General features: G+C 56.1%; 18 protein-coding genes. 16 read left to right on the forward strand and 2 right to left on the reverse strand.

The window, feature by feature from the left end; all coding sequences use genetic code 11:
• Positions 1–13 precede the first annotated feature (13 nt).
• From leuB to IEW65_RS15385, 13 genes are all read left to right on the forward strand, one after another.
• A complete protein-coding gene (gene leuB / locus IEW65_RS15325; RefSeq protein ID WP_188640318.1) occupies positions 14–1,096 on the forward strand; it encodes a 3-isopropylmalate dehydrogenase in 1,083 nt (360 codons plus the stop codon).
• Positions 1,097–1,233: 137 nt separating this feature from the next.
• The gene (gene asd, locus IEW65_RS15330; protein WP_188640319.1) at positions 1,234–2,346 is read left to right on the forward strand and encodes an aspartate-semialdehyde dehydrogenase; all 1,113 of its coding nucleotides are present in this window, start codon (positions 1,234–1,236) and stop codon (positions 2,344–2,346) included.
• A gap of 257 nt (positions 2,347–2,603) precedes the next feature.
• On the forward strand, positions 2,604–4,610 hold the full coding sequence (locus IEW65_RS15335) for a FimV/HubP family polar landmark protein (RefSeq protein WP_188640320.1): 2,007 nt from the start codon (positions 2,604–2,606) through the stop codon (positions 4,608–4,610).
• 9 nt (positions 4,611–4,619) lie between these two features.
• Positions 4,620–5,573 (forward strand): tRNA pseudouridine(38-40) synthase TruA, encoded by a 954-nt coding sequence (gene truA / locus IEW65_RS15340; protein WP_188640321.1) that lies wholly within the window; start codon positions 4,620–4,622, stop codon positions 5,571–5,573.
• Entirely contained in the window at positions 5,570–6,205 is a 636-nt protein-coding gene (locus IEW65_RS15345) for a phosphoribosylanthranilate isomerase (RefSeq protein WP_188640322.1), read from the forward strand. Before truA ends, IEW65_RS15345 begins: the two co-directional genes overlap by 4 nt.
• A gap of 106 nt (positions 6,206–6,311) precedes the next feature.
• Complete coding sequence (gene trpB, locus IEW65_RS15350; RefSeq protein WP_188640323.1) at positions 6,312–7,550, forward strand: tryptophan synthase subunit beta; 1,239 nt, start codon at positions 6,312–6,314, stop codon at positions 7,548–7,550.
• A gap of 8 nt (positions 7,551–7,558) precedes the next feature.
• Positions 7,559–8,362, forward strand: a complete 804-nt coding sequence (trpA, locus tag IEW65_RS15355) for a tryptophan synthase subunit alpha (RefSeq protein WP_188640324.1) — start codon at positions 7,559–7,561, stop codon at positions 8,360–8,362.
• A 92-nt stretch (positions 8,363–8,454) separates the two neighbouring features.
• A complete protein-coding gene (accD, locus tag IEW65_RS15360) occupies positions 8,455–9,456 on the forward strand; it encodes an acetyl-CoA carboxylase, carboxyltransferase subunit beta (RefSeq protein WP_188640325.1) in 1,002 nt (333 codons plus the stop codon).
• On the forward strand, positions 9,434–10,741 hold the full coding sequence (folC, locus tag IEW65_RS15365) for a bifunctional tetrahydrofolate synthase/dihydrofolate synthase (protein WP_229755590.1): 1,308 nt from the start codon (positions 9,434–9,436) through the stop codon (positions 10,739–10,741). The genes accD and folC overlap by 23 nt, the downstream gene beginning before the upstream one ends.
• Positions 10,742–10,758: 17 nt before the next feature.
• Positions 10,759–11,442: an SPOR domain-containing protein gene (locus IEW65_RS15370; RefSeq protein ID WP_188640326.1), complete on the forward strand. Its 684-nt coding sequence runs from the start codon at positions 10,759–10,761 to the stop codon at positions 11,440–11,442.
• Between the two features lie 2 nt (positions 11,443–11,444).
• Positions 11,445–12,023, forward strand: coding sequence for a CvpA family protein (locus tag IEW65_RS15375; protein WP_188640327.1), 579 nt, complete (start codon positions 11,445–11,447; stop codon positions 12,021–12,023).
• Between the two features lie 114 nt (positions 12,024–12,137).
• Positions 12,138–13,658, forward strand: a complete 1,521-nt coding sequence (gene purF, locus IEW65_RS15380) for an amidophosphoribosyltransferase (protein ID WP_188640328.1) — start codon at positions 12,138–12,140, stop codon at positions 13,656–13,658.
• A 111-nt stretch (positions 13,659–13,769) separates the two neighbouring features.
• Entirely contained in the window at positions 13,770–14,969 is a 1,200-nt protein-coding gene (locus tag IEW65_RS15385) for an O-succinylhomoserine sulfhydrylase (protein ID WP_188640329.1), read from the forward strand.
• 100 nt (positions 14,970–15,069) lie between these two features.
• On the opposite strand, the gene IEW65_RS15390 is transcribed toward IEW65_RS15385, so the two are convergent.
• Entirely contained in the window at positions 15,070–15,348 is a 279-nt protein-coding gene (locus IEW65_RS15390) for a hypothetical protein (protein WP_188640330.1), read from the reverse strand.
• 330 nt (positions 15,349–15,678) lie between these two features.
• On the opposite strand from IEW65_RS15390, the gene IEW65_RS15395 reads away from it, so the two are divergent.
• The 3 genes from IEW65_RS15395 (at position 15,679) to IEW65_RS15405 (ending at position 18,326) form a co-directional block, all read left to right on the forward strand.
• Complete coding sequence (locus IEW65_RS15395; protein WP_188640331.1) at positions 15,679–16,236, forward strand: cytochrome b; 558 nt, start codon at positions 15,679–15,681, stop codon at positions 16,234–16,236.
• A 67-nt stretch (positions 16,237–16,303) separates the two neighbouring features.
• Positions 16,304–16,888 (forward strand): YceI family protein, encoded by a 585-nt coding sequence (locus IEW65_RS15400; protein ID WP_188640332.1) that lies wholly within the window; start codon positions 16,304–16,306, stop codon positions 16,886–16,888.
• 103 nt (positions 16,889–16,991) lie between these two features.
• Positions 16,992–18,326: an MATE family efflux transporter gene (locus IEW65_RS15405; protein ID WP_188640406.1), complete on the forward strand. Its 1,335-nt coding sequence runs from the start codon at positions 16,992–16,994 to the stop codon at positions 18,324–18,326.
• A gap of 1 nt (position 18,327) precedes the next feature.
• Here IEW65_RS15405 and IEW65_RS15410 read toward each other — a convergent pair whose 3' ends face one another.
• Positions 18,328–19,812, reverse strand: a complete 1,485-nt coding sequence (locus IEW65_RS15410) for an NCS2 family permease (protein ID WP_188640333.1) — start codon at positions 19,810–19,812, stop codon at positions 18,328–18,330.
• Positions 19,813–19,848 lie beyond the last annotated feature (36 nt).

Here is a 19,848-nt window from a genome sequence, read left to right on the forward strand (position 1 = left end):
CTAAGGATTGAGCATGACTCATAAAGTGTTACTGCTGCCCGGTGATGGTATCGGCCCAGAAATCGCGGCCCAGGCGGCGCGTTTGTTGAAAGCCTGCCAAGAAGCGGGATTGGATATTGAAGTAGAAGAGGGCTTGGTGGGCGGCTGTGCCTATGATGTTCACGGCGAGCCGCTGCCCGCTGAAACCCTGGAAAAGGCCAAAGCCGCCAGCGCCATTCTGCTCGGCGCGGTGGGTGGCCCTAAGTGGGATAAACTCGAAGACCTCTCCAAGCGTCCGGAAAAGGGCCTGTTGGGGCTGCGTAAGAACCTTGGCCTGTTCGGCAACCTGCGCCCGGCCATGCTCTACCCGCAGCTAGCCAGCGCTTCCAGCCTGAAGCCTGAGCTGGTGGCCGGGCTGGATATCATGATCGTGCGTGAGCTCACCGGCGGCATCTACTTCGGTCAGCCGCGCGGTATCGAAGTGCGTAACGGCGAGCGCGTAGGTTTCAACACTTACATCTACTCCGAAAGCGAAATTGAGCGCATTGGCCGTGTTGCCTTTGAAATGGCTCAAAAGCGAGGCAAAAAGCTCTGCTCGGTAGATAAAGCCAACGTACTGGAAGTCACCATTCTGTGGCGTGAAGTCATGGAGCGCTTAGCGCCGGAGTACCCGGACGTTGAGCTCTCTCACATGTACGTGGATAACGCCGCCATGCAGCTGGTACGCGCACCCAAGCAGTTTGATGTGGTGGTGACCGGCAATATGTTTGGCGATATTCTTTCTGACGCTGCCGCCATGCTGACAGGCTCTATTGGTATGCTGCCGTCGGCCTCACTCAACGAGAGTGGGCAGGGCATGTACGAGCCTTGCCACGGCAGTGCGCCGGATATCGCGGGCCAAAATATTGCTAACCCGCTGGCCATGATGCTTTCTGTGGCGATGATGCTGCGCTACTCGCTGAATGAAACAGCGATGGCCGAGCGTATTGAAGCCGCCGTAGGCAGTGTGTTGGATGAGGGCCTGCGCACCGCCGATATCGCTTCTGAAGGCACGCGCCGTGTCTCGACGGTGGAGATGGGCGATGCGGTACTCGCCGCCTTTGCACGCGCTGAGTAACAAAGAAAGCTTGCTAACTATTTGATTCGCTTCAATGCTCGTTTGAACGGTACAGGTCGGCTGCCCTCAGGGGTGGCCGACGTCGTGTCTGATATTTGTGTATAATATAGGTCTCATTCTTAGTTGGAGGACTTCACATGTTGAAAGTCGGTTTCGTGGGATGGCGTGGCATGGTTGGCTCGGTGCTGATGCAGCGCATGCAGGAAGATGGTGATTTTAACGGCATTGAGCCGATCTTTTTCACCACTTCTCAAGTCGGCCAGCCTGGCCCCGATATCGGCGTGGACGTGCCTCCGCTGAAAGATGCGTACGATATCGAGGCGCTGAAAGCGCTAGATGTGGTGATGACCTGCCAAGGCGGTGACTACACCAAGCCTGTTTACAAAGATCTGCGCGCCGCTGGCTGGAAAGGCTACTGGATCGATGCCGCCAGCACCCTGCGTATGGAAGATGAAGCGACCATCGTGCTAGACCCGGTGAATCGCAACGTTATCGACGCTCAGCTTGCCAAAGGTGCGAAAACGTTCGTCGGCGGCAACTGCACCGTCAGCCTGATGCTGATGGGATTAGGTGGCCTGTTTGAAGCCGATATGGTTGAGTGGATGACCTCCATGACGTACCAGGCGGCGTCTGGCTCCGGTGCCAAGCACATGCGTGAGCTGCTCAACCAGATGGGCCAGCTGCGTGACAGCGTTTCCAGCGAACTGGCCGACCCGGCTAGCGCGATTCTGGACATCGACCGCAAAGTGACGGCGGCTATGCGCAGCGGTGATTTCCCCACTGACAACTTCGCTGCGCCGCTGGCAGGCAGCCTGTTGCCGTGGATTGACACCAAGCTGGACAGTGGTCAGAGCCGTGAAGAGTGGAAGGGCAGCGTCGAGACCAACAAGATTCTGGGCCTTGAGAACAACCCGATTCCCATCGATGGCCTCTGCGTACGTATTGGTGCAATGCGCTCTCACAGCCAGGCGTTCACCATCAAGCTGAAGCAAGATGTGCCGCTGGATGAGATTGAAGATCGTATTGCCAAGCATAACGAGTGGGTCAAGCTGATCCCCAACGATAAAGATGCCACCATTGCGGGCCTAACGCCTGCGGCTGCCACTGGCACGCTGCAAGTGCCGGTAGGCCGCCTGCGTAAGCTGAAAATGGGCGGTGAATACCTTTCAGCGTTCAGCGTGGGTGACCAGCTGCTGTGGGGTGCCGCTGAGCCGCTCAAGCGTATGCTGAAAATTCTGCGCGAGCAGTAAGCGCACGTAAGTACGTCGCGCGTTCATCAGCGCTAAGTGTTAAATAAGCTAAGTGCTAAATAAAAAGGGGAAGCTGTTCGCAGCTTCCCCTTTTTTTGTCGATGACTTATGTTTCTAAGCCGTGTCTTCATGCAAACGTGTGCGTTGAACATACCTTCATGTTAAATACGTTATGATAAGAACGAACTAACATACTTCGTTGCAACATACCGCAGGTGTTGCCACGTGGCAGGAAATCGCAGGCAGTAGGGGCCTACATGAAAAAAAAGCTGGCATGGTTGTTGTGGCTGCCGCTGAGCGCCGCTAGCCCGTTGGCCTTAGCCGTTGGGTTGGGGCAGGCCACCGTGAATTCACCGCTGCAAGCGCCACTAGACGCCACCGTGCCATTGGTTGATGTTGCCGATATGACGCTGGACGATGTGCGTGTAGAGATCGCCAATCAAGCATCTTTTAACGCGCTTGGCCTGGAGTGGACGCCGCTGGCCGCGAGCGTGCGTGCTGAGCTACAGCGCTTGCCTTCAGGGGCGCGATTAGTGCTGCGCTCTGAGCAAGCGGTGAATGAACCGTGGCTGGATTTATTGGTGACGATTACAACGCCAGAGGGCCGGCGCACGGAGGCGCTCACGCTGCTGTTTGATCCGCCAGATTATGTCGCATCACCCGCCGCTCCCGCGACTCTCGCAACTCCCGTGACTATCACAACTACGACGACAGCAGCGCCAGTCGCATCGCCTGCTTCTGCGGTAGCGCCTTCATCCAGTGCTCCTCGTGATATTGCTTATGTCGCCAGCGGCGATACGCTGTGGGGTGTGGCAGCGCGTATCAAGCCAGCGGATGTGACGGTGCAGCAGATGATGGTGGCGTTGGTCGATGCCAACCCAGCGGCATTCCCCACCGGTAACGTGGATGATATGCGGGCAGGGCAGACCTTAAACGTGCCTAACCGTGAGCAGTTAATGGCGCGCTCGCCCGCACAGGCGGCGCAATCGATTCAATCGATGCGCCAGACGTCTCGCGCAACCCCGGCTGTGCAGCCGTCGACCGATGCCACTGAGCCTGCACAGCCACCAGAGTCAGCGCCTGCTGACCCTTCGCCAGTTGAAAGTGCGCCTGCCGCAACCGTAGAAGAGGGTGAGCTGGCCGGTTTGACGCTCAATGATCTTGCTGAACAGCTGCTGGAAAGTCAGGCCATGCTGCAAGCCGTACTGGATGAGCGCGAAGCCATGCGTGCCGAGATGGCGGCGCTGCGCCAGGAAGTCGCCTCGCTCACTCAGGCGCTGAATGCTTCTCAGCAGGAGACTCAGCGGGCGCTTGCTGCCGCTGAATCCCGGGTTGCTGAGGCCCGCAGCGCGTCGAATACACCCACAGCGGTTAATGCGCCGGTCAGCGCTTCTTCAGGCCCAGGCGTTGTTGAGCGTTTAGAGCAGTATCAGTGGCCGTTGGCCAGCGCTGCGCTGGCGCTGTTGTTAGGTGCTCTGGTGTGGTCGCGTAAACGCCGCGAGCGTCAATGGGAGAATGCGCCTGCTCCAGCCGGGTTTGCTGCTGACGTACCCCCGCCCAAGCGCTCGGAGCCGAGTGTGGCTGCCGCTCCTGAAACAGAGTCTGTCTCTCAGGTTGCCTCACCTGAAGAGGCGCTCTATACACCGCCTTACGAAGAGGCCGTGGAGGAGCCTAGCCAAACGGGCACATCTCTATATGACACCGAAGAGCCCGTTGCTAAAGAGCCTGCTGATGAACAGCCCGCGTTTGAGGAGAGAGAAGCTCCCAAAAGTGACTTGGCATTTAGCTTGATGGAGGACGAAACGCCATCCAGCGCGGCGCATAACGAAAAGCATCAAGACGCTAGCCCTGATGACTTGGATGATGAATGGTTTTACGAAGATGAAAAACTCGTAGATCATGCGCCTCCCGGCACCGATGATGACGAAGCAGCGCTTAACGCGGCTTTTTTAGAAACGCCAGAGCCGGTTGATGAGGGAGCGCGCGCTGCTCTAGCCGATAGTGACGATGAGACTGCGCTGCCAGAGCCTAAGCCTGTGCAGGAGGAGGACCGAGCCCACTATATTGACTACCATCCCCCCTCGTTAACCAACGATTTGGATAATGAGGACGTGTCGGCAGCCGGCCAGTCTGAGTGGCATCCGCAACAAGAGAGCGGGGCGGCACGCTCAAGACGCGTACCGGAAGAGGAGTGGGAAATTGAAGAGGTGGCATTCGAGCCGCGACGTCGGGATAATAGCGAACCTTCAAAATTCTCTAAATGACGTGGCTCGATGACCCTGTTCTACCACTTTGATGAGACACAACCGCTGGCAGGCCGCTTGGCGATGGGCATTGAGTACGATGGCTCTCGCTTTTGCGGCTTTCAGCGTTTAAAGCATGCCGCCTCTGTACAGCAGGCCATTGAGGATGCGCTAGCCAAAGTGGCAGGCGCGCCGGTGCGTATTCATGCCAGCGGGCGAACGGATTCCGGCGTTCACGCCACCCGCCAAGTGATTCACTTCGACCCGCCAGTACAGCGTACCGAAAAGGCCTGGATCTTTGGCGCCAATACCAACCTGCCCAGAGATGTGGCCGTGCGCTGGGTGAAGCCTGTCTCGGATGATTTTCACTCGCGCCTTGGCGCATTAGGTCGCCGCTATCGCTATATTTTTCTGAACCAGATCAGTCGCCCGGTCTTAGAGCGCGCTAACGTCACCTGGTGCCGTGACCCGTTAGATGCAGATGCCATGCATCGTGCCGCTCAGGCACTGGTTGGCGAGCATGATTTCAGCAGCTTTCGCGCGGCGGGTTGCCAGTCGAAAACGCCCTGGCGGCAAATGCACTTCGTGGAAGTAAAGCGCTACGGCCCGCTGGTGGTGATAGATATTCAGGGCAACGCCTTTTTGCACCATATGATTCGCAACATTGCCGGTGCGTTGGCAAGCGTCGGCCGAGGCGTGCAGGACGAAGGGCATATCGAACGTCTGCTGGCGCTGAAAAATCGCCGTAAAGGCGATGTGACAGCGCCTGCCTGCGGCCTGCATTTTGTCGACTCCATCTACGATGAGCGCTTTGAACTACCCAAAGAGCCCCTTGGCCCGAACCTGCTCGCGTTCACCGGCGAGTGGACTGGCGAACGCGTGCTGCCCGACAGCCCGCGCGTCGCGGCCAGACGGCGGCTGACGTTCTCCAAGCAGGCTAGCTCCCATCAGACTAGCCCCACGCAGCAGGAGGCCTCTTCATGAGCCTGCTAATGGCGCGCACGCGCATTAAATTTTGCGGGCTTACCCGCCCTGAAGATATTGCCCACGCGGTGGCGTTGGGTGTTGATGCGCTCGGTTTTGTCATGTGGCCAAAAAGTAGCCGCAGCATTACGCCTGAGGCTTTGCAGGTGCTTGCCGCGCAGGTGCCTGCGTTTGTGACGCGGGTGGGGCTATTTGTGAATCAACCCGCTGAGCTGATTGAGCAGTGCCTGCCTCACCTGGATCTTATTCAGTTTCATGGCGACGAATCGGCGGCGTTTTGTCAGCAGTTTGGGCGGCCCTGGATCAAGGCGCTGCGCATGCGTGACGACCTCGATCTGCATCAGGCGGCAAGTGAGTATGCAGCGGCTCAAGCGCTGCTGTTAGACGCTTACCGCCCTGGGGTGCCAGGGGGAACTGGCGAGACCTTTGATTGGTCTAGAATCCCCGCATCGTTTGAAAAACCTGTTATCCTGGCGGGTGGGTTGACGGCCGATAATATTGCCGCTGCGGTTGCTCAAGTTGCGCCGTATGCTGTTGATGTTTCAGGTGGTATTGAGGCATCCCCCGGCGTTAAAGAGTCGTCTTTGATGACCGCTTTTGTTCGTCATGTGGCGCAGGCCAATACGCGTTAAACGCCTCCTGCGTGCACTCAGATTTCGGCGCATCGTTCACGCTCACTGTGAGCGCGCCAAACGTTTGTTCATTCATTTTTTGCCTTTTCTGGCGATCTTGTGAGGTATGCCTGTGACTGTCTCAGTAACTGAAACCAAGTTCAGCGACCTGACCCGAATGCCGGATGCCCGTGGTCATTATGGCCCCTACGGCGGCCGGTTTGTGTCAGAAACCCTAAGCTTTGCCCTAGAAGAGTTAGAGCAGATTTACCTGAGTTTGCGTGATGATCCGGACTTTCAGGCTGAATTTGATCGTGACTTGGCTTACTACGTGGGCCGTCCGTCTCCGCTGTACCATGCTAAGCGCTGGTCAGACTCCTTGGGCGGTGCGCAAATTTGGTTGAAGCGTGAAGACCTTAACCACACTGGCGCTCACAAGGTGAATAACACCATCGGCCAGGCACTGTTGGCGAAAAAGACCGGCAAGCCGCGGGTCATCGCGGAAACCGGTGCTGGCCAGCATGGCGTTGCTACGGCCACTGTCGCTGCCCGTTTGGGACTTGAGTGCGATGTCTATATGGGCGCTGCCGATGTGCAGCGCCAGAAGCTCAATGTTTACCGTATGCGACTGCTGGGTGCCCGCGTGATTCCGGTGGAATCCGGCACGCGTACGCTCAAAGATGCCATGAACGAGGCGCTGCGTGACTGGGTCACCAACGTCGATAACACCTTCTACATCATCGGCACCGTTGCTGGCCCGCACCCGTACCCGCAACTGGTGCGTGATTTTAATGCCGTGGTGGGGCGCGAAGCCCGCCGCCAGTCGCTTGAGCAAATCGGCCGCTTGCCGGATGCGCTAGTGGCCTGTGTAGGCGGTGGCTCTAACGCGCTGGGACTTTTCTACCCGTTTGTAGAAGATGACGCGGTGGCGATGTACGGCGTTGAAGCCGGTGGTGATGGTGTCGAGACAGGCCGTCACGCAGCGCCACTGACCTCCAATGCACCGCGCGGTGTGTTGCACGGTAACCGTACCTACCTGATGTCGGATGAAGCAGGGCAGGTGTCGGACACGCACTCTATCTCAGCAGGCCTGGATTACCCCGGCGTGGGTCCTGAGCACGCGCTCTGGAAAGACGTGGGCCGTGTGAACTACGTTGCCGCGAACGATAAAGAAGTGCTGGAAGCGTTCCGTGAGCTGACTCACATGGAAGGCATTATGCCCGCCCTGGAGTCTGCCCATGCCTTGGCCCATGCTAAGGTGCTGGCACCCACCATGCGCCCGGATCAGCATATTGTGGTGAACCTCTCGGGTCGTGGTGATAAAGACATCATGACCGTTGCGAAAATCGACGGCATCGAGTTTTAAGGGCTAGCATGAATCGTATTGACCAGCGTTTTTCAGAATTAAAGCAGCAGGGCCGTAAAGCCCTGATTCCTTACATCACGGCGGGTGACCCAGCGCCCCAGTACACCGTTGGCTTTATGCATGCCCTGGTGGAAGCTGGTGCTGATGTGATTGAGCTCGGCGTGCCGTTTTCAGACCCCATGGCCGATGGCCCGGTGATTCAGAAAGCCTGTGAGCGAGCGTTGAAGCAGGGCACCCGTTTGGTCGACCTGCTGGAGATGGTGGCAGAGTTTCGTCAAGCCGACACCACTACGCCCGTTGTCTTAATGGGGTACTTAAACCCCATTGAGCGTATTGGTTATGAGGTGTTCGCTGACCAAGCGGCCAAGGTCGGAGTTGATGGCGTGCTGGTCGTGGATATGCCGCCAGAAGAGGCCGATGAGTTCGGCCCGCTGCTGAAAGCACGCGGCTTGGCAGCGATTTTCCTCGTTGCGCCTACCACTTCCCATGCCCGTGCCGCTACAATATGTGCCCACGGTGAGGGCTACCTTTACTATGTTTCGTTAAAAGGTGTCACCGGTGCGGCCACATTGAACGCTGAGGATGTTGCCGAGCACCTTGCGCCACTGCGCGATATGACCGATTTGCCGCTATGCGTTGGTTTTGGTATTCGCGATGGCGTGACCGCTGCCGAAGTGGCAAAAGTGGCCGACGGCGTGATTGTTGGCAGTGCATTGGTGAACCGCATTGCCGATAGCGTCGATGCGCCTGAAACCATTGCCGGGCAGCTAAAAAGCGTGTTAGCTGAAATGCGCACTGCGATGGACGCCTAAGCGCGTTCCCTCATCGTCTACACTGAATTAATTGACGACACTCATCAGGCTTGGCGTTGCCAAGCCTTGACGTACACGGAAGCCTTTTTGATATGAGCTGGTTAGACAAGATCGTGCCCTCCATGGGGCGTATCCAGCGTAAAGACCGTCGTGCCAGCGTGCCCGATGGTCTCTGGCGTAAATGTCCCAAGTGTGAAGCCGTTCTCTATCTGCCTGAATTAGAGAAGCATCACAGCGTATGCCCCAAGTGTGAGCACCACTTACGCTTAACGGCCCGCAAGCGCTTGGACTGGTTCCTGGATAAACAAGGGCGCGAAGAGATCGCGGCGGAGATTGAGCCGAACGACCGCCTCAAATTCCGCGACTCCAAGAAGTACAAAGACCGCCTGACGGCCGCGCAAAAAGAGACTGGCGAGAAAGATGCGCTGGTGGCCATGCGTGGCGAGCTCGATGGTCTGCCTGTTGTCGCCGTCGCGTTTGAGTTCACCTTTATGGGTGGCTCTATGGGCGCAGTGGTCGGCGAGAAATTTGTTCGTGCTGCCACTATTTCTCTTGAAGAAGGGATCCCGCTGGTGTGCTTTGCCGCCTCAGGTGGGGCGCGAATGCAGGAAGCGTTGTTCTCGCTGATGCAGATGGCGAAAACATCGGCCGCGCTTGAGAAATTAAAGCAGGCGGGCGTTCCGTACATTTCGGTGCTAACCGATCCGGTCTTTGGCGGTGTGTCAGCCTCTCTGGCGATGCTGGGTGATTTGAACATTGCTGAGCCTAATGCACTGATTGGTTTTGCCGGCCCTCGGGTAATTGAACAAACCGTTCGTGAAACCCTGCCTGAAGGTTTCCAGCGCAGCGAGTTTCTGCTGGAGCATGGCACGGTAGATATGATTGTTCATCGTCACGAAATGCGTGCTCGTGTGGGCAGTGTCTTGCGGAAGCTGACTCACCAGGCGGTAGTGCCTGTAGATGTCGAAAGCGTTGAGGAAGCCAATGTGGTTGAGCCCGTCGTGAATGAAGAGCAGCTAGCAGACTCTGCAAAGCAGTCTGCTCATGCTGAGCCTCGTCACGCGGCGAGCGATGACGCTTCACGCAATGCCTAATACCTTAGCTGAATGGCTGCATCACCTTGAAACCCTGCATCCTGTAGGGATTGATATGGGGCTGGAGCGTGTTTCCCTGGTGGCGAAACGGATGGGGCTGTTAGAACGCCCCCTTGCGAAACAGGTCATCACGGTAGCAGGCACCAATGGCAAGGGGTCAACCCTTGCCATGATAGATGCTATCGCCCGTGCTCATGGGTGGCGTTCGGGCACCTATACCTCTCCTCACTTGTTACGCTACAACGAGCGCGTCACGATTGATGGTCGTGAGGCCAGCGACCAGCGCTTGGTAGAGGGTTTTCAGCAGGTTGAAAATGCACGCCTGCAAGAGCCGTCTATCAGCCTGACGTATTTTGAAGCTGGCACGCTGTGCGCCCTGTGGTGTTTAGCGAATGCCTCCTTGGATATTGCTGTCCTTGAGGTGGGCCTGGGTGGCCGCCTTGATGCAGTGAATATTATTGATGCAGATGTAGCGATCGTCACTACGATTGCGCTGGATCATGCCAATTTTCTAGGCACTGATCTTGAGCAGATTGGTCGCGAGAAAGCGGGTATTTTTCGTCCTCTGAAACCGGCTGTGTTAGGCAGCCAAACGCTTCCTCCCAGCGTATTGGAATCGGCAATCGCGATTGCCGCCCACAGCTATGCGCTGGGCTCTGCGTTTAGTCATAGTGCGGGCGATACGCTCGGCACCCCCTGGTGTTGGCATGGTCTGGCTATGGATGGCAGTACGCTCTCTTTGGATGGCTTGCCGGACCCTGGTTTGCCTATTGATAACGCTGCTACGGCCCTTCAAGCGTTGGCCCTGGCCGGTGTTTCTTTGCAATTAACGACCGTATGTAAAGCGTTGCGCACGGTGACGCTTTCTGGGCGTATGCAGTGGGTAGGGCAGTGGTGCCTAGATGTAGGGCATAACCCGCACGCGGCACAGTATGTTGCACGTCGTTTACCGGTTCCGCCGAAAGGCGGTCGCCAGTGGGCGCTGATTGGTATGTTGAACGATAAAGATGCCGATGGCGTGATTCAGGCACTTTTACCCAGCATCACTGACTGGGTGTGCGTTACCCTGGAGGGAGAACGCGGCCGTTCTGCAGCAGAGTTAGCCGAACGTATTACGTCGCTGGGCGGACACGTGTATTATTGCGCCGACTCCCCTGCCGCAGGGGCTGCCAAGCTGGCCAAGCAACTAGCACCTGAAGATCGCGTTCTGGCAACCGGCTCGTTTTTCACGGTGGCTGAGTTATTGGCCATGCCGCTGCCGCAAGCAACGCCCCGGGCCCGCTAAGCTTGATGGAGAGGGATATGAAATACGGTAAAACGGAACGCATTAGTGGCATTGTGATCCTGCTCGCACTCTTAGCCATTGTGGTCCCTTGGCTAATGAGTGACCCCGCACCGCGCGAGGAGCGGCCCCAGCCCACGTTTGTCATTGAACAGCCTGTGGATGTGGTGCGCCAGGAGGTTCCTGTACCAGAAATGCCTGATACCATCGAGACACCCGTATCATCGGCGCCTGTGCTGACGGATGAGGCGCTAGATGAGCCGATTGAAGAGATGCCGCGTGCGCCCCAAACGGGTCAAGTAGCGCCATCTAATGGCTCGTCTTCAAGCGCAGCCGCAGAGCCCGCTCAACAAGCGCCTGCACGGCCCAATCCGGAACCTGCATCGCCACCTCGAGAAGATCCCATCGCTGCATTGGTAGCTGCTAACGAAAGCCGTAATAGCGCGAGCTCTTCAGCGCCTGCCACTCAGCAGCAAGGCGAGTGGGCGGTTCAAGTGGGCAGCTTTGGGGATGCCGACAATGCCCAGCGTATTAGCGACCAGCTCAGCGGCGAAGGATTTAGCGTGTTTCAGCGTGCCCGCGATAATAACCTGACCACTGTCTTAGTCGGCCCTTACGCTACGTCGGAAGATGGTGAAGCCGCTATGGCGTTGATAAAACAGCGAATCAATGTCCAGGGCTTGCTTGTTCGGGTAAGGGATTAATAATGGCGCTAACGTGGATTGATGCGCTGTTTTTAGCGGTGCTGTCGCTTTCGATGCTAGCGGGCTTTGTTCGAGGCTTTGTCCGCGAATCGTTGGGTTTAGCGGCATGGGTTGTTGCACTCATGGTGGCGCGTGTTCTGGCTGAGCCCGTGGCGGAGCTAATGAGCGGCTTTATTGATAGCTTTGACGCTCGGTTGGTGTTGGCGTTTGCACTGGTTATTTTCGCCGTCATCTTGTTATGCGGCATTGTCATCCGGATTGTACATGCGGCCGTTGAATGGGTTGGCATGGGTTTGTTAAACCGCTTTGCAGGGGCGGCTTTTGGGTTGGCGCGGGGAGCGGTGATTCTATTAGTCGCCACCGTATTGATCACCCTGACGCCACTGGCTGAGCTCCAGGCTTGGCAGCAGGCTTCCCTGCGGCCCACGTTTATTGAGCTTCGTGATTGGGCGGTGAGCCAGTTAGACCAATGGGAGCGGGAGTTACCCACGCCGCCGGATTCGCTGCGTGATATTTCGATTCCTGAGCTGCGTCGCCCGCAGTCGACGCTCCCCCAAAGCAGTGCCCCTGTGGTGGAATGAGAGGGCCTGCGAGTAAATTCTCCGCTGGTGCTGCTTCCAGCACCAGTGCTTGTCAGTTTGATGAACGTACGGGCTTGCGTCAGTAAGTCATGGTATTAAAGCGAGGTAACTGGAATGTGCGGTATAGTGGGCCTTCTGGCCAAGCAGGCGGTAAATCAGGGAATCTACGATGCCCTGACCGTACTTCAGCATCGGGGCCAGGACGCTGCCGGGATGATGACTTGGAGCGAGGGACGCTTCCTACTGCGCAAGAGTAACGGTTTAGTGCGCGACGTCTTCCATACTCGTCACATGGCGCGCTTGAAAGGCAATCTAGGTATTGGTCACGTTCGCTACCCGACTGCTGGCTCTTCCAGCGAGGCAGAATCACAGCCTTTCTACGTTAACTCGCCTTACGGTATCGCGCTGGCTCACAACGGCAACCTAACCAACTCTGAGCAGTTGAAGCAGGAGCTGTTCTCCACTGACCTTCGCCACATCAATACCAGCTCAGATTCTGAAGTGCTGCTCAACGTGTTTGCCCACGAGCTGGGTAAGCAGGGTCTTCATCTGGAAGCGGAAGACATTTTCGACGCAGTTCGTAGAGTGCACCGGCGCTGCAAAGGCGGCTACGCGGCGGTCGCGATCATTAACGGGTTTGGTATGGTGGCCTTCCGTGACCCGCACGGTATTCGTCCGGTGGTGTTTGGTACCCGCCAGGATGGTGATGGCCAAGATGTGATGATTGCTTCTGAATCCGTGGCACTGGATGTCGGCGGCTTTGAGCTGGAGCGTGATTTATCGCCGGGCGAAGCGATTTTCGTTGATATGCAGGGCCAGATTCATACCCAGGTGTGCGCTGATCGCCCGCAGCTGCGTTCGTGCATTTTTGAGCATGTCTACCTTGCTCGCCCTGACTCCATCTTAGACGGTGCCTATGTGTACGGCACGCGGATGCAAATGGGCCGTAAGCTGGGCGACCGCATTTTAAGCGAGTGGCCGGACCACGATATCGATGTGGTCATCCCTATTCCCGATACCTCGCGGACCTCCGCTCTGGAGATGGCCCAGCACCTTGGGGTGACCTATCGCGAAGGGTTCATGAAGAACCGCTACATTGGCCGTACCTTTATTATGCCGGGACAAACCCAGCGTAAAAAATCAGTACGCCAAAAGCTGAACGCCATTGATGTTGAGTTTAAGGGTAAGAATGTACTGCTGGTGGATGACTCCATCGTGCGTGGTACCACCTGCAAACAAATTATTCAGATGGCTCGCGATGCCGGTGCGCGTAAGGTCTATTTTGCTTCTGCTGCGCCGCCGGTACGCTACCCCAACGTGTACGGTATTGATATGCCAGCCGCCACGGAGCTGATTGCTCATGGGCGTACTGAAGAAGAAGTGGGGCAGTTAATTGGTGCTGACCGTATCTTCTATCAAGATCTCGAAGATCTAAAAGACGCATGCCGTGAAGTGAATCCAGAAATGGAAGCCTTTGACTGTTCCGTCTTTGATGGCAACTATGTGACCGGCGATATCGACGACGCTTATCTGGCTGTCTTAGAAGCCAGCCGTAACGATGCCGCCAAGGATCAAAGTGCCGGTGATCATGCGCTGGTCGACATGCATAATCAAGACGACGACCTAGACGACTAAGCGAGTATCCGCCTGCGGCCCGAAAGGCTCGCAGGCGTGATAGATACGCTATGAGCGATAGGGTGTTTGCATCAGCATTTTGAAATAGCGTTTGGAATAAGGGGCTCTGACATGCACGAAGACAGCCATCAGGATGAATGGTCGCTTGAGACGCTTGCGATTCGGGCGGGTCATCACCGCACGTTTGAGCAAGAGCACTCGGAACCCATTTTTCCCACATCAAGCTTTGTGTACGAAAGTGCGGCTGAGGCGGCGCGCAAGTTTGGTGGCAAGGAGCCAGGTAACGTCTATTCACGCTTTACCAACCCGACGGTTCATACCTTTGAGCGCCGCTTAGCGGCACTCGAAGGCGGCGAGCGCTGTGTAGCAACCAGCTCTGGTATGGCGGCAATTTTGTCGACGGCACTGGCGCTGCTGTCATCGGGAGATGAGATCGTTGCATCGCGTTCGCTGTTTGGTTCTACGGTAAGTCTGTTTGATAAATACCTCGGCAAGTTTGGTATTACCACCCGCTATGTAGAGCTTTCTAACATGGCGGCTTGGGAAGAGGCGATGAGCCCCAATACCAAGCTGATGTTTGCAGAAACGCCGTCAAACCCGCTGTCTGAAGTGGCGGATATTGCTGCGTTGGCGGCACTCGCCAAGCGTAGCGGCGCACTATTGGCCATTGATAACTGCTTTCTAACGCCTGCACTGCAAAAGCCGATCGCACTGGGGGCGGACTTGGTGATTCACTCCGCCACGAAGTACCTGGATGGCCAGGGGCGCGCGGTTGGCGGCGCGGTGGTGGGCAAACATGATGTGCTGGAAGAAGTCTTTGGTGTGGTGCGTACCTGTGGCCCCTGCATGAGCCCGTTTAACGCGTGGATTTTCACTAAAGGGTTAGAAACCCTTTCGCTGCGTATGAAAGCGCACTGTGAGAATGCTTTCACGCTTGCCCATTGGCTTGACCAGCATCCCGCCGTGACGCGCGTTTACTACAGCGGGTTGGAAGCTCATCCGCAGCACGCGCTGGCCAAACAGCAGCAGCAGGGCTTTGGCGCTGTGCTGGGCTTTGAGGTGAAAGGTGGGCAAGAGGGCGCTTGGCAGGTGATAGATGCCACCCGCATGCTCTCGATTACCGGTAATTTAGGTGATGTGAAAACCACCATTACTCATCCAGCCACCACCACACATGGGCGACTTTCGGATGCACAGAAAGAAGCCGCAGGCATTTCGCCTGGTTTGATTCGTGTGGCCGTTGGGCTTGAAAGTCAGGAAGACATTCAACGTGACTTGGCACGTGGCCTGGATGCGCTGGCTGCTCAGTAAGTCTCTATGATTTAAGCCAACAAAAAACCCACCGCGAGGTGGGTTTTTTGGCATCTACGACGCTCAGCGCTGCTGCGTTGGGCAGCAGCGCCGCTCTGTTTTAGGAGGCGTTGCGATGCGGCAGGTCGAACTGCGCAATTTGGTCGTCGTTGCTGTTTGCGTGATGCGCTTCAGAGCTAGGCTCGATGACGCTGTTTTTGGCAGCGTCGCCGTTGATAAGCGTCAAGTCGGCAGGAGACATGTGCAAACTCTCAATGCTTGGGTTGGCAGACGAGTTTGCATGAACGATCTCATTCAGCTCAGCAGAACCTTGTTCGGCTAGCACAGCGGTAGAGGTCAAGGTCATGGCGATGGCAGAAATAAAGGTTAACTTTTTCATGATGGGTACTCTCTTTTAACGATTACAAATGAAGGTGTCTTAGGTCGTGATGACAGGTTGTGTCAGAACGTGCGCTAATATTAAGCGCGCTAAATAAATAGTAAAATTGATTAAAATTGCCTTTTTCTTTCGTTTTTATCGAATGATGGGTGTTGAAGACGGCGATCTCGGTTTGAGTCAATACATCCATCGTTAGCTGAATATTCAATGGTTTTTACGAACGAAGTATTCTGCTTTTTTCAGCAGAGTTTTGCTCAATGAAGCGGTATGCTTTTACTCATATAAGGCAGTTAGCCGCTAGCGATGCGGTTTTTATACGGGGAATCAAGGATGTTGCGGAACACACGCCGTGGTTGGGGTGTCATTAGTATTCTATTGCATTGGCTTAGCGCGCTGACGATTATCGGCCTCTTTATACTTGGCTGGTGGATGACAGGGTTGGGTTACTATGACCCGTGGTATAACCAAGCGCCCTGGATTCATCGTTCTATCGGTATTCTATTATTACTGGCGACGTTTGCCCGCTTGGTGTGGCGCTTGGTGCAACCAACCCCAGAAGCGGAGGGCGGACGCCTGGAGCGTGTTGCAGCCCACCTAGGTCATATCGCGCTCTATGTTTTGTTACTTCTTGTGTTGACCACCGGCTATCTAATTTCTACCGCAAATGGCCGTGGTATTAGCGTGTTTGGGTGGTTTGAAATGCCTGCTGTATTGCACGGGCTACCTAACCAAGCGAGCCTTGCGGGCGATGTGCATTGGTACAGCGCAATCGTGTTAATGGTGTTGGCAGGCGGGCATGCCTTGGCTGCGTTGGTGCATCACTTCAAGCACCGTCACCCTACACTTAAACGTATGGTCAACCCTCGCCACAGTCACACGCCCCACTAATTTTTTGAACGCTGTGAGGTGTTGACACCTGACAGTGCCCATAAAGGAAAGAAAGGAGATGGACGTAATGATGAAGAAAAGCGTAATGGCAGCAGCCGTAGCAGCAGCAGCGCTGGTTCCTTTAAGCCAGGCACAGGCAGCAGATTACCAAATTGATATTGAAGGCCAGCATGCCTTTGTACAATTTAAAATTAATCACCTGGGCTTCTCCTATATTCTGGGCAGCTTTGAAGAGTTTGACGGTCAGTTCTCTTACGATGCTGACGATCTGGATGCTTCTTCCGTTGAGATGGAAGTCCAAATTGACAGCCTGACCAGTAATCATGCTGAGCGCGACCGTCATATCCTTAGCGGTGATTTTTTGAATGCTAGCGAATTCCCTACCGCAACGTTTACGTCTACCGGCTTTGAGTCTACCGGTGATAATGAAGGCGTTGTGACGGGTGAATTAACGCTGCATGGCCAAACTCAAGAGATCGAAATGCCGGTTACTATGATGGGTGAAGGTGAAGACCCCTGGGGTAATTACCGTGCCGGTTTTGAAGGCAGCACCATGCTGACCCTCGGCGATTTCGGCATTGATATGAGCGATTTCCCGGAAGTGATGCACGAAGTTGAGCTGTACGTGACGTTTGAAGGCATTCGCCAGTAAGCGATTGTCTATAAGAACGCCGCCACCTTAACGGGTGGTGGCGTTTTTGCGTTTAACGTCCCTGGTATTCATGAGGCTAAGGAGTCCGTTTTTGGCAGCTGTCATGCAACAACGCGAGTTGGCGATAACCCTATGGCGTCAAACGTGGCCGATGGCCATTGGCGTGCTGGCGCTATTGGGTTTTCAGCTTGTGGACAGTGCGTTTATCGCACGTTTAGGTACTGCGCCGCTGGCGGCTCAGTCGTTTACCTTTCCTCTGTCGTTTTTAATCATTGGTATACAGGTGGGGATGGGCATTGCCATCGCCGCGCTGATTTCCAGAGCGTTAGGAGCAGGAGAGCAGGCGAGAGCCAAGCGGCTCTCTAGTTTGGTGCTGATTGCTGGAGGGGCAGTAATTGCCGTGTTAGCAGTGGTGTTATGGCTGCTTCAGGTGCCGCTCTTTCAACTGCTGGGAGCGGATGAGACAGCGCTAACGTATATTCGCGCCTACTGGGGGCCTCAGCTATTTTCTGCTTGGCTGGGGGCGCTGCTCTACTTTATGTATAGCGTCTTTCGTGCCCACGGTGATACACGTATGCCCGGCAAGATGATGGTGCTCAGTAGTCTGATCAACCTAGCGCTCGACCCGCTGTTTATTTTTGGAGTGGGTAGCTGGGAAGGCTGGGGACTTCCGGGAGCCGCGTGGGCGACTGCCGTGGCGTTTTCCGTTGGGTTGTTGCTAACAGGGGCTAAATTGCGTCGCTGTCAGTGGGCGACGATGGTTGATATTGGGCAAGAAGCAGTGCGCTCATGGCGACCTTTTACAGGTATTGCAGCGCCTGCGATGGTCAGCCAATTGATGCCACCGCTGGCGGCAATGCTTGCTATTGCCGCAGTGGCGGGCTTAGGCGACACCCAGGTAGCCGCGTGGGGGTTAGCGAGCCGGCTTGAGACGCTATCTCTGATGGTGATTCTTGCCATGACTATGTCACTACCCCCTTGGCTGGGGCGCTGTTATGGCGCGGGAGATTGGGGGCAAATTCAACAGCTTATGCGCCTAGCATTAAAAGTGGCGGTGATCTGGCAGCTCAGTCTCGGCGTGCTGCTGGCGCTAGCGTCACCGTGGGTGGCCATGGCCTTGGCGGGCAATCCAGAGGTGCAGAGTGAGCTCGCGCTGCTGATTCGCTTTATGCTGCCAAGCTATGCAGCACTTGGTGTCTGTATGTTGGTGGTATCGGCGGGTAACGCGCTGGGGTGGCCGCTTAGGGCAATGCTGCTTTCCAGTGCACGGCTATTTATCTGCTACTTGCCTTGTTTATGGCTTGGGTCGCAGCTCTTTGGCTGGACCGGCTTGGCCGCAGGCGCGGCGATTGGCAACCTGCTGGCCGGCCTAACGGCGTGGGTGGTGCTGAAACGTATTCTCTCCCGCCCGCATCGGCAGGCGGGAGCGTCACGCTAACTTAGCGTTTATGGGGTGCTTCTTGAAAAGAGAAGTACACAAACAGTAAGGCCATGGCTAAGTAGCCCATCACAAATTCCGGCGCGGCGTTAAAAGCGAGTTTGGGCGCGTGCATTAAGCCGACAAACGAGAAGCCCGCGGCTATCACAGCAAACGCGGCTGCCCGTCGGAATTGGTGATCAATCACAGACACCGTCATGGCACCCAAGAAAATGGCCATAAACATAGCGCCTTGCCCCATCACCACAATCGCGCTGGAGATGTCGCTGACAACGTCGCCTGCGCCTCGGTTAAAGCGGGTCATCACATAGTTGGCAAAGTAGGGCAGCATCGCCAGCGCAATGGCGGGGTAGTAACGGGTATCGTTGGCCTGAAACGCTGTAGCAATCATCGACATGCCCACAAACACCAGAATGGGGGCGACGACAGAAACCGGAATAATGGCTGCCAGTGCCGCAATCAGCCCGAACATGGTGGCCAACGCGTAGACGGCACCGTTGAGCAGGCTGTAACCGCGACCCGCCCCCATCCATTTCGCGCCCACCGTGGCGATATAGACCGTGGTGGGGAACACGCCACCAAACAGCGCGCCGATCATGGTGCCTGCACCATCCACCGCTTGGCATTCACGCACGTCGTACTTATCGCCGGCGGCTTCCATTGCCTCTACGTTGTTCATAGTTTCAATGGCGTTATAAAGCGTAATCGGCAGCACCACCGTCAGTACCGCCAGCATGCCGGTAAACAGCAGGCCAAGGCCCTCATACCAGGCGAGGTTGGGCAGCAATGGGTAGAAACCCAGGTGGGTGAAGGCATCGCTAAAGCGCTCGCTGCCTGCATCGCCGATTAGGTAGGCCATGGCGGTGCCGACCACGATGGCAAACAGCGACGTGGGCAGTTTGAACGGCATGCTGACCCGGGCCACCAAGCCAACAATAATAATACCCAGCACCAGCAGGCCGACCACCGGCATTTCCAGGGTTTTGAACAGCATCTCACCGGCAATAAACGTCAGCGCGACGCCAGCCACCGCCCCGAGCATCGCGGCGCGTGGCAGGTGGTATTGCACCCAGCGGCCAATGACGCTGATGACCGCTTCAATGGCACCGCTGATAAAGCAGGCTGCCACGGCGACTTTCCAGGCTAGCTCCGCATCCCCCGTTAGCTGTTTGGCAGGTAACAGGACGCCAAATAGAAACACAAACATGACGGGGGTAGAGATGCCGTAGGAGAGGGCGGTAACGTCGCTGCGGTTCTCTTTACGCGCTAACCTAGCGGCGCTCCAGGCGTAGTAGAAGTTACCTGCCATCACGGCCACTGCCGCGCCGGGAAGCACCTGGCCATAAACAATCGAGGTGGGAAACCCCATGCCTAACATCGTAATCGCGATGATGACGAAGTTAGCGATATTGTTTTGAAAGAGCGCAAAGAATGCGTCGGTGTCTTCTTTTTTGTACCAGGGGTAGTGAGTGCCGGCAGCCGCCATGTTATGCCTCTTGGTTATGGTGTGTTGTATACAAGG

The sequence above is a fragment of the Vreelandella lutescens genome (assembly GCF_014640815.1).
In the GTDB taxonomy this organism is placed as follows: Bacteria; Pseudomonadota; Gammaproteobacteria; order Pseudomonadales; family Halomonadaceae; genus Vreelandella; species Vreelandella lutescens.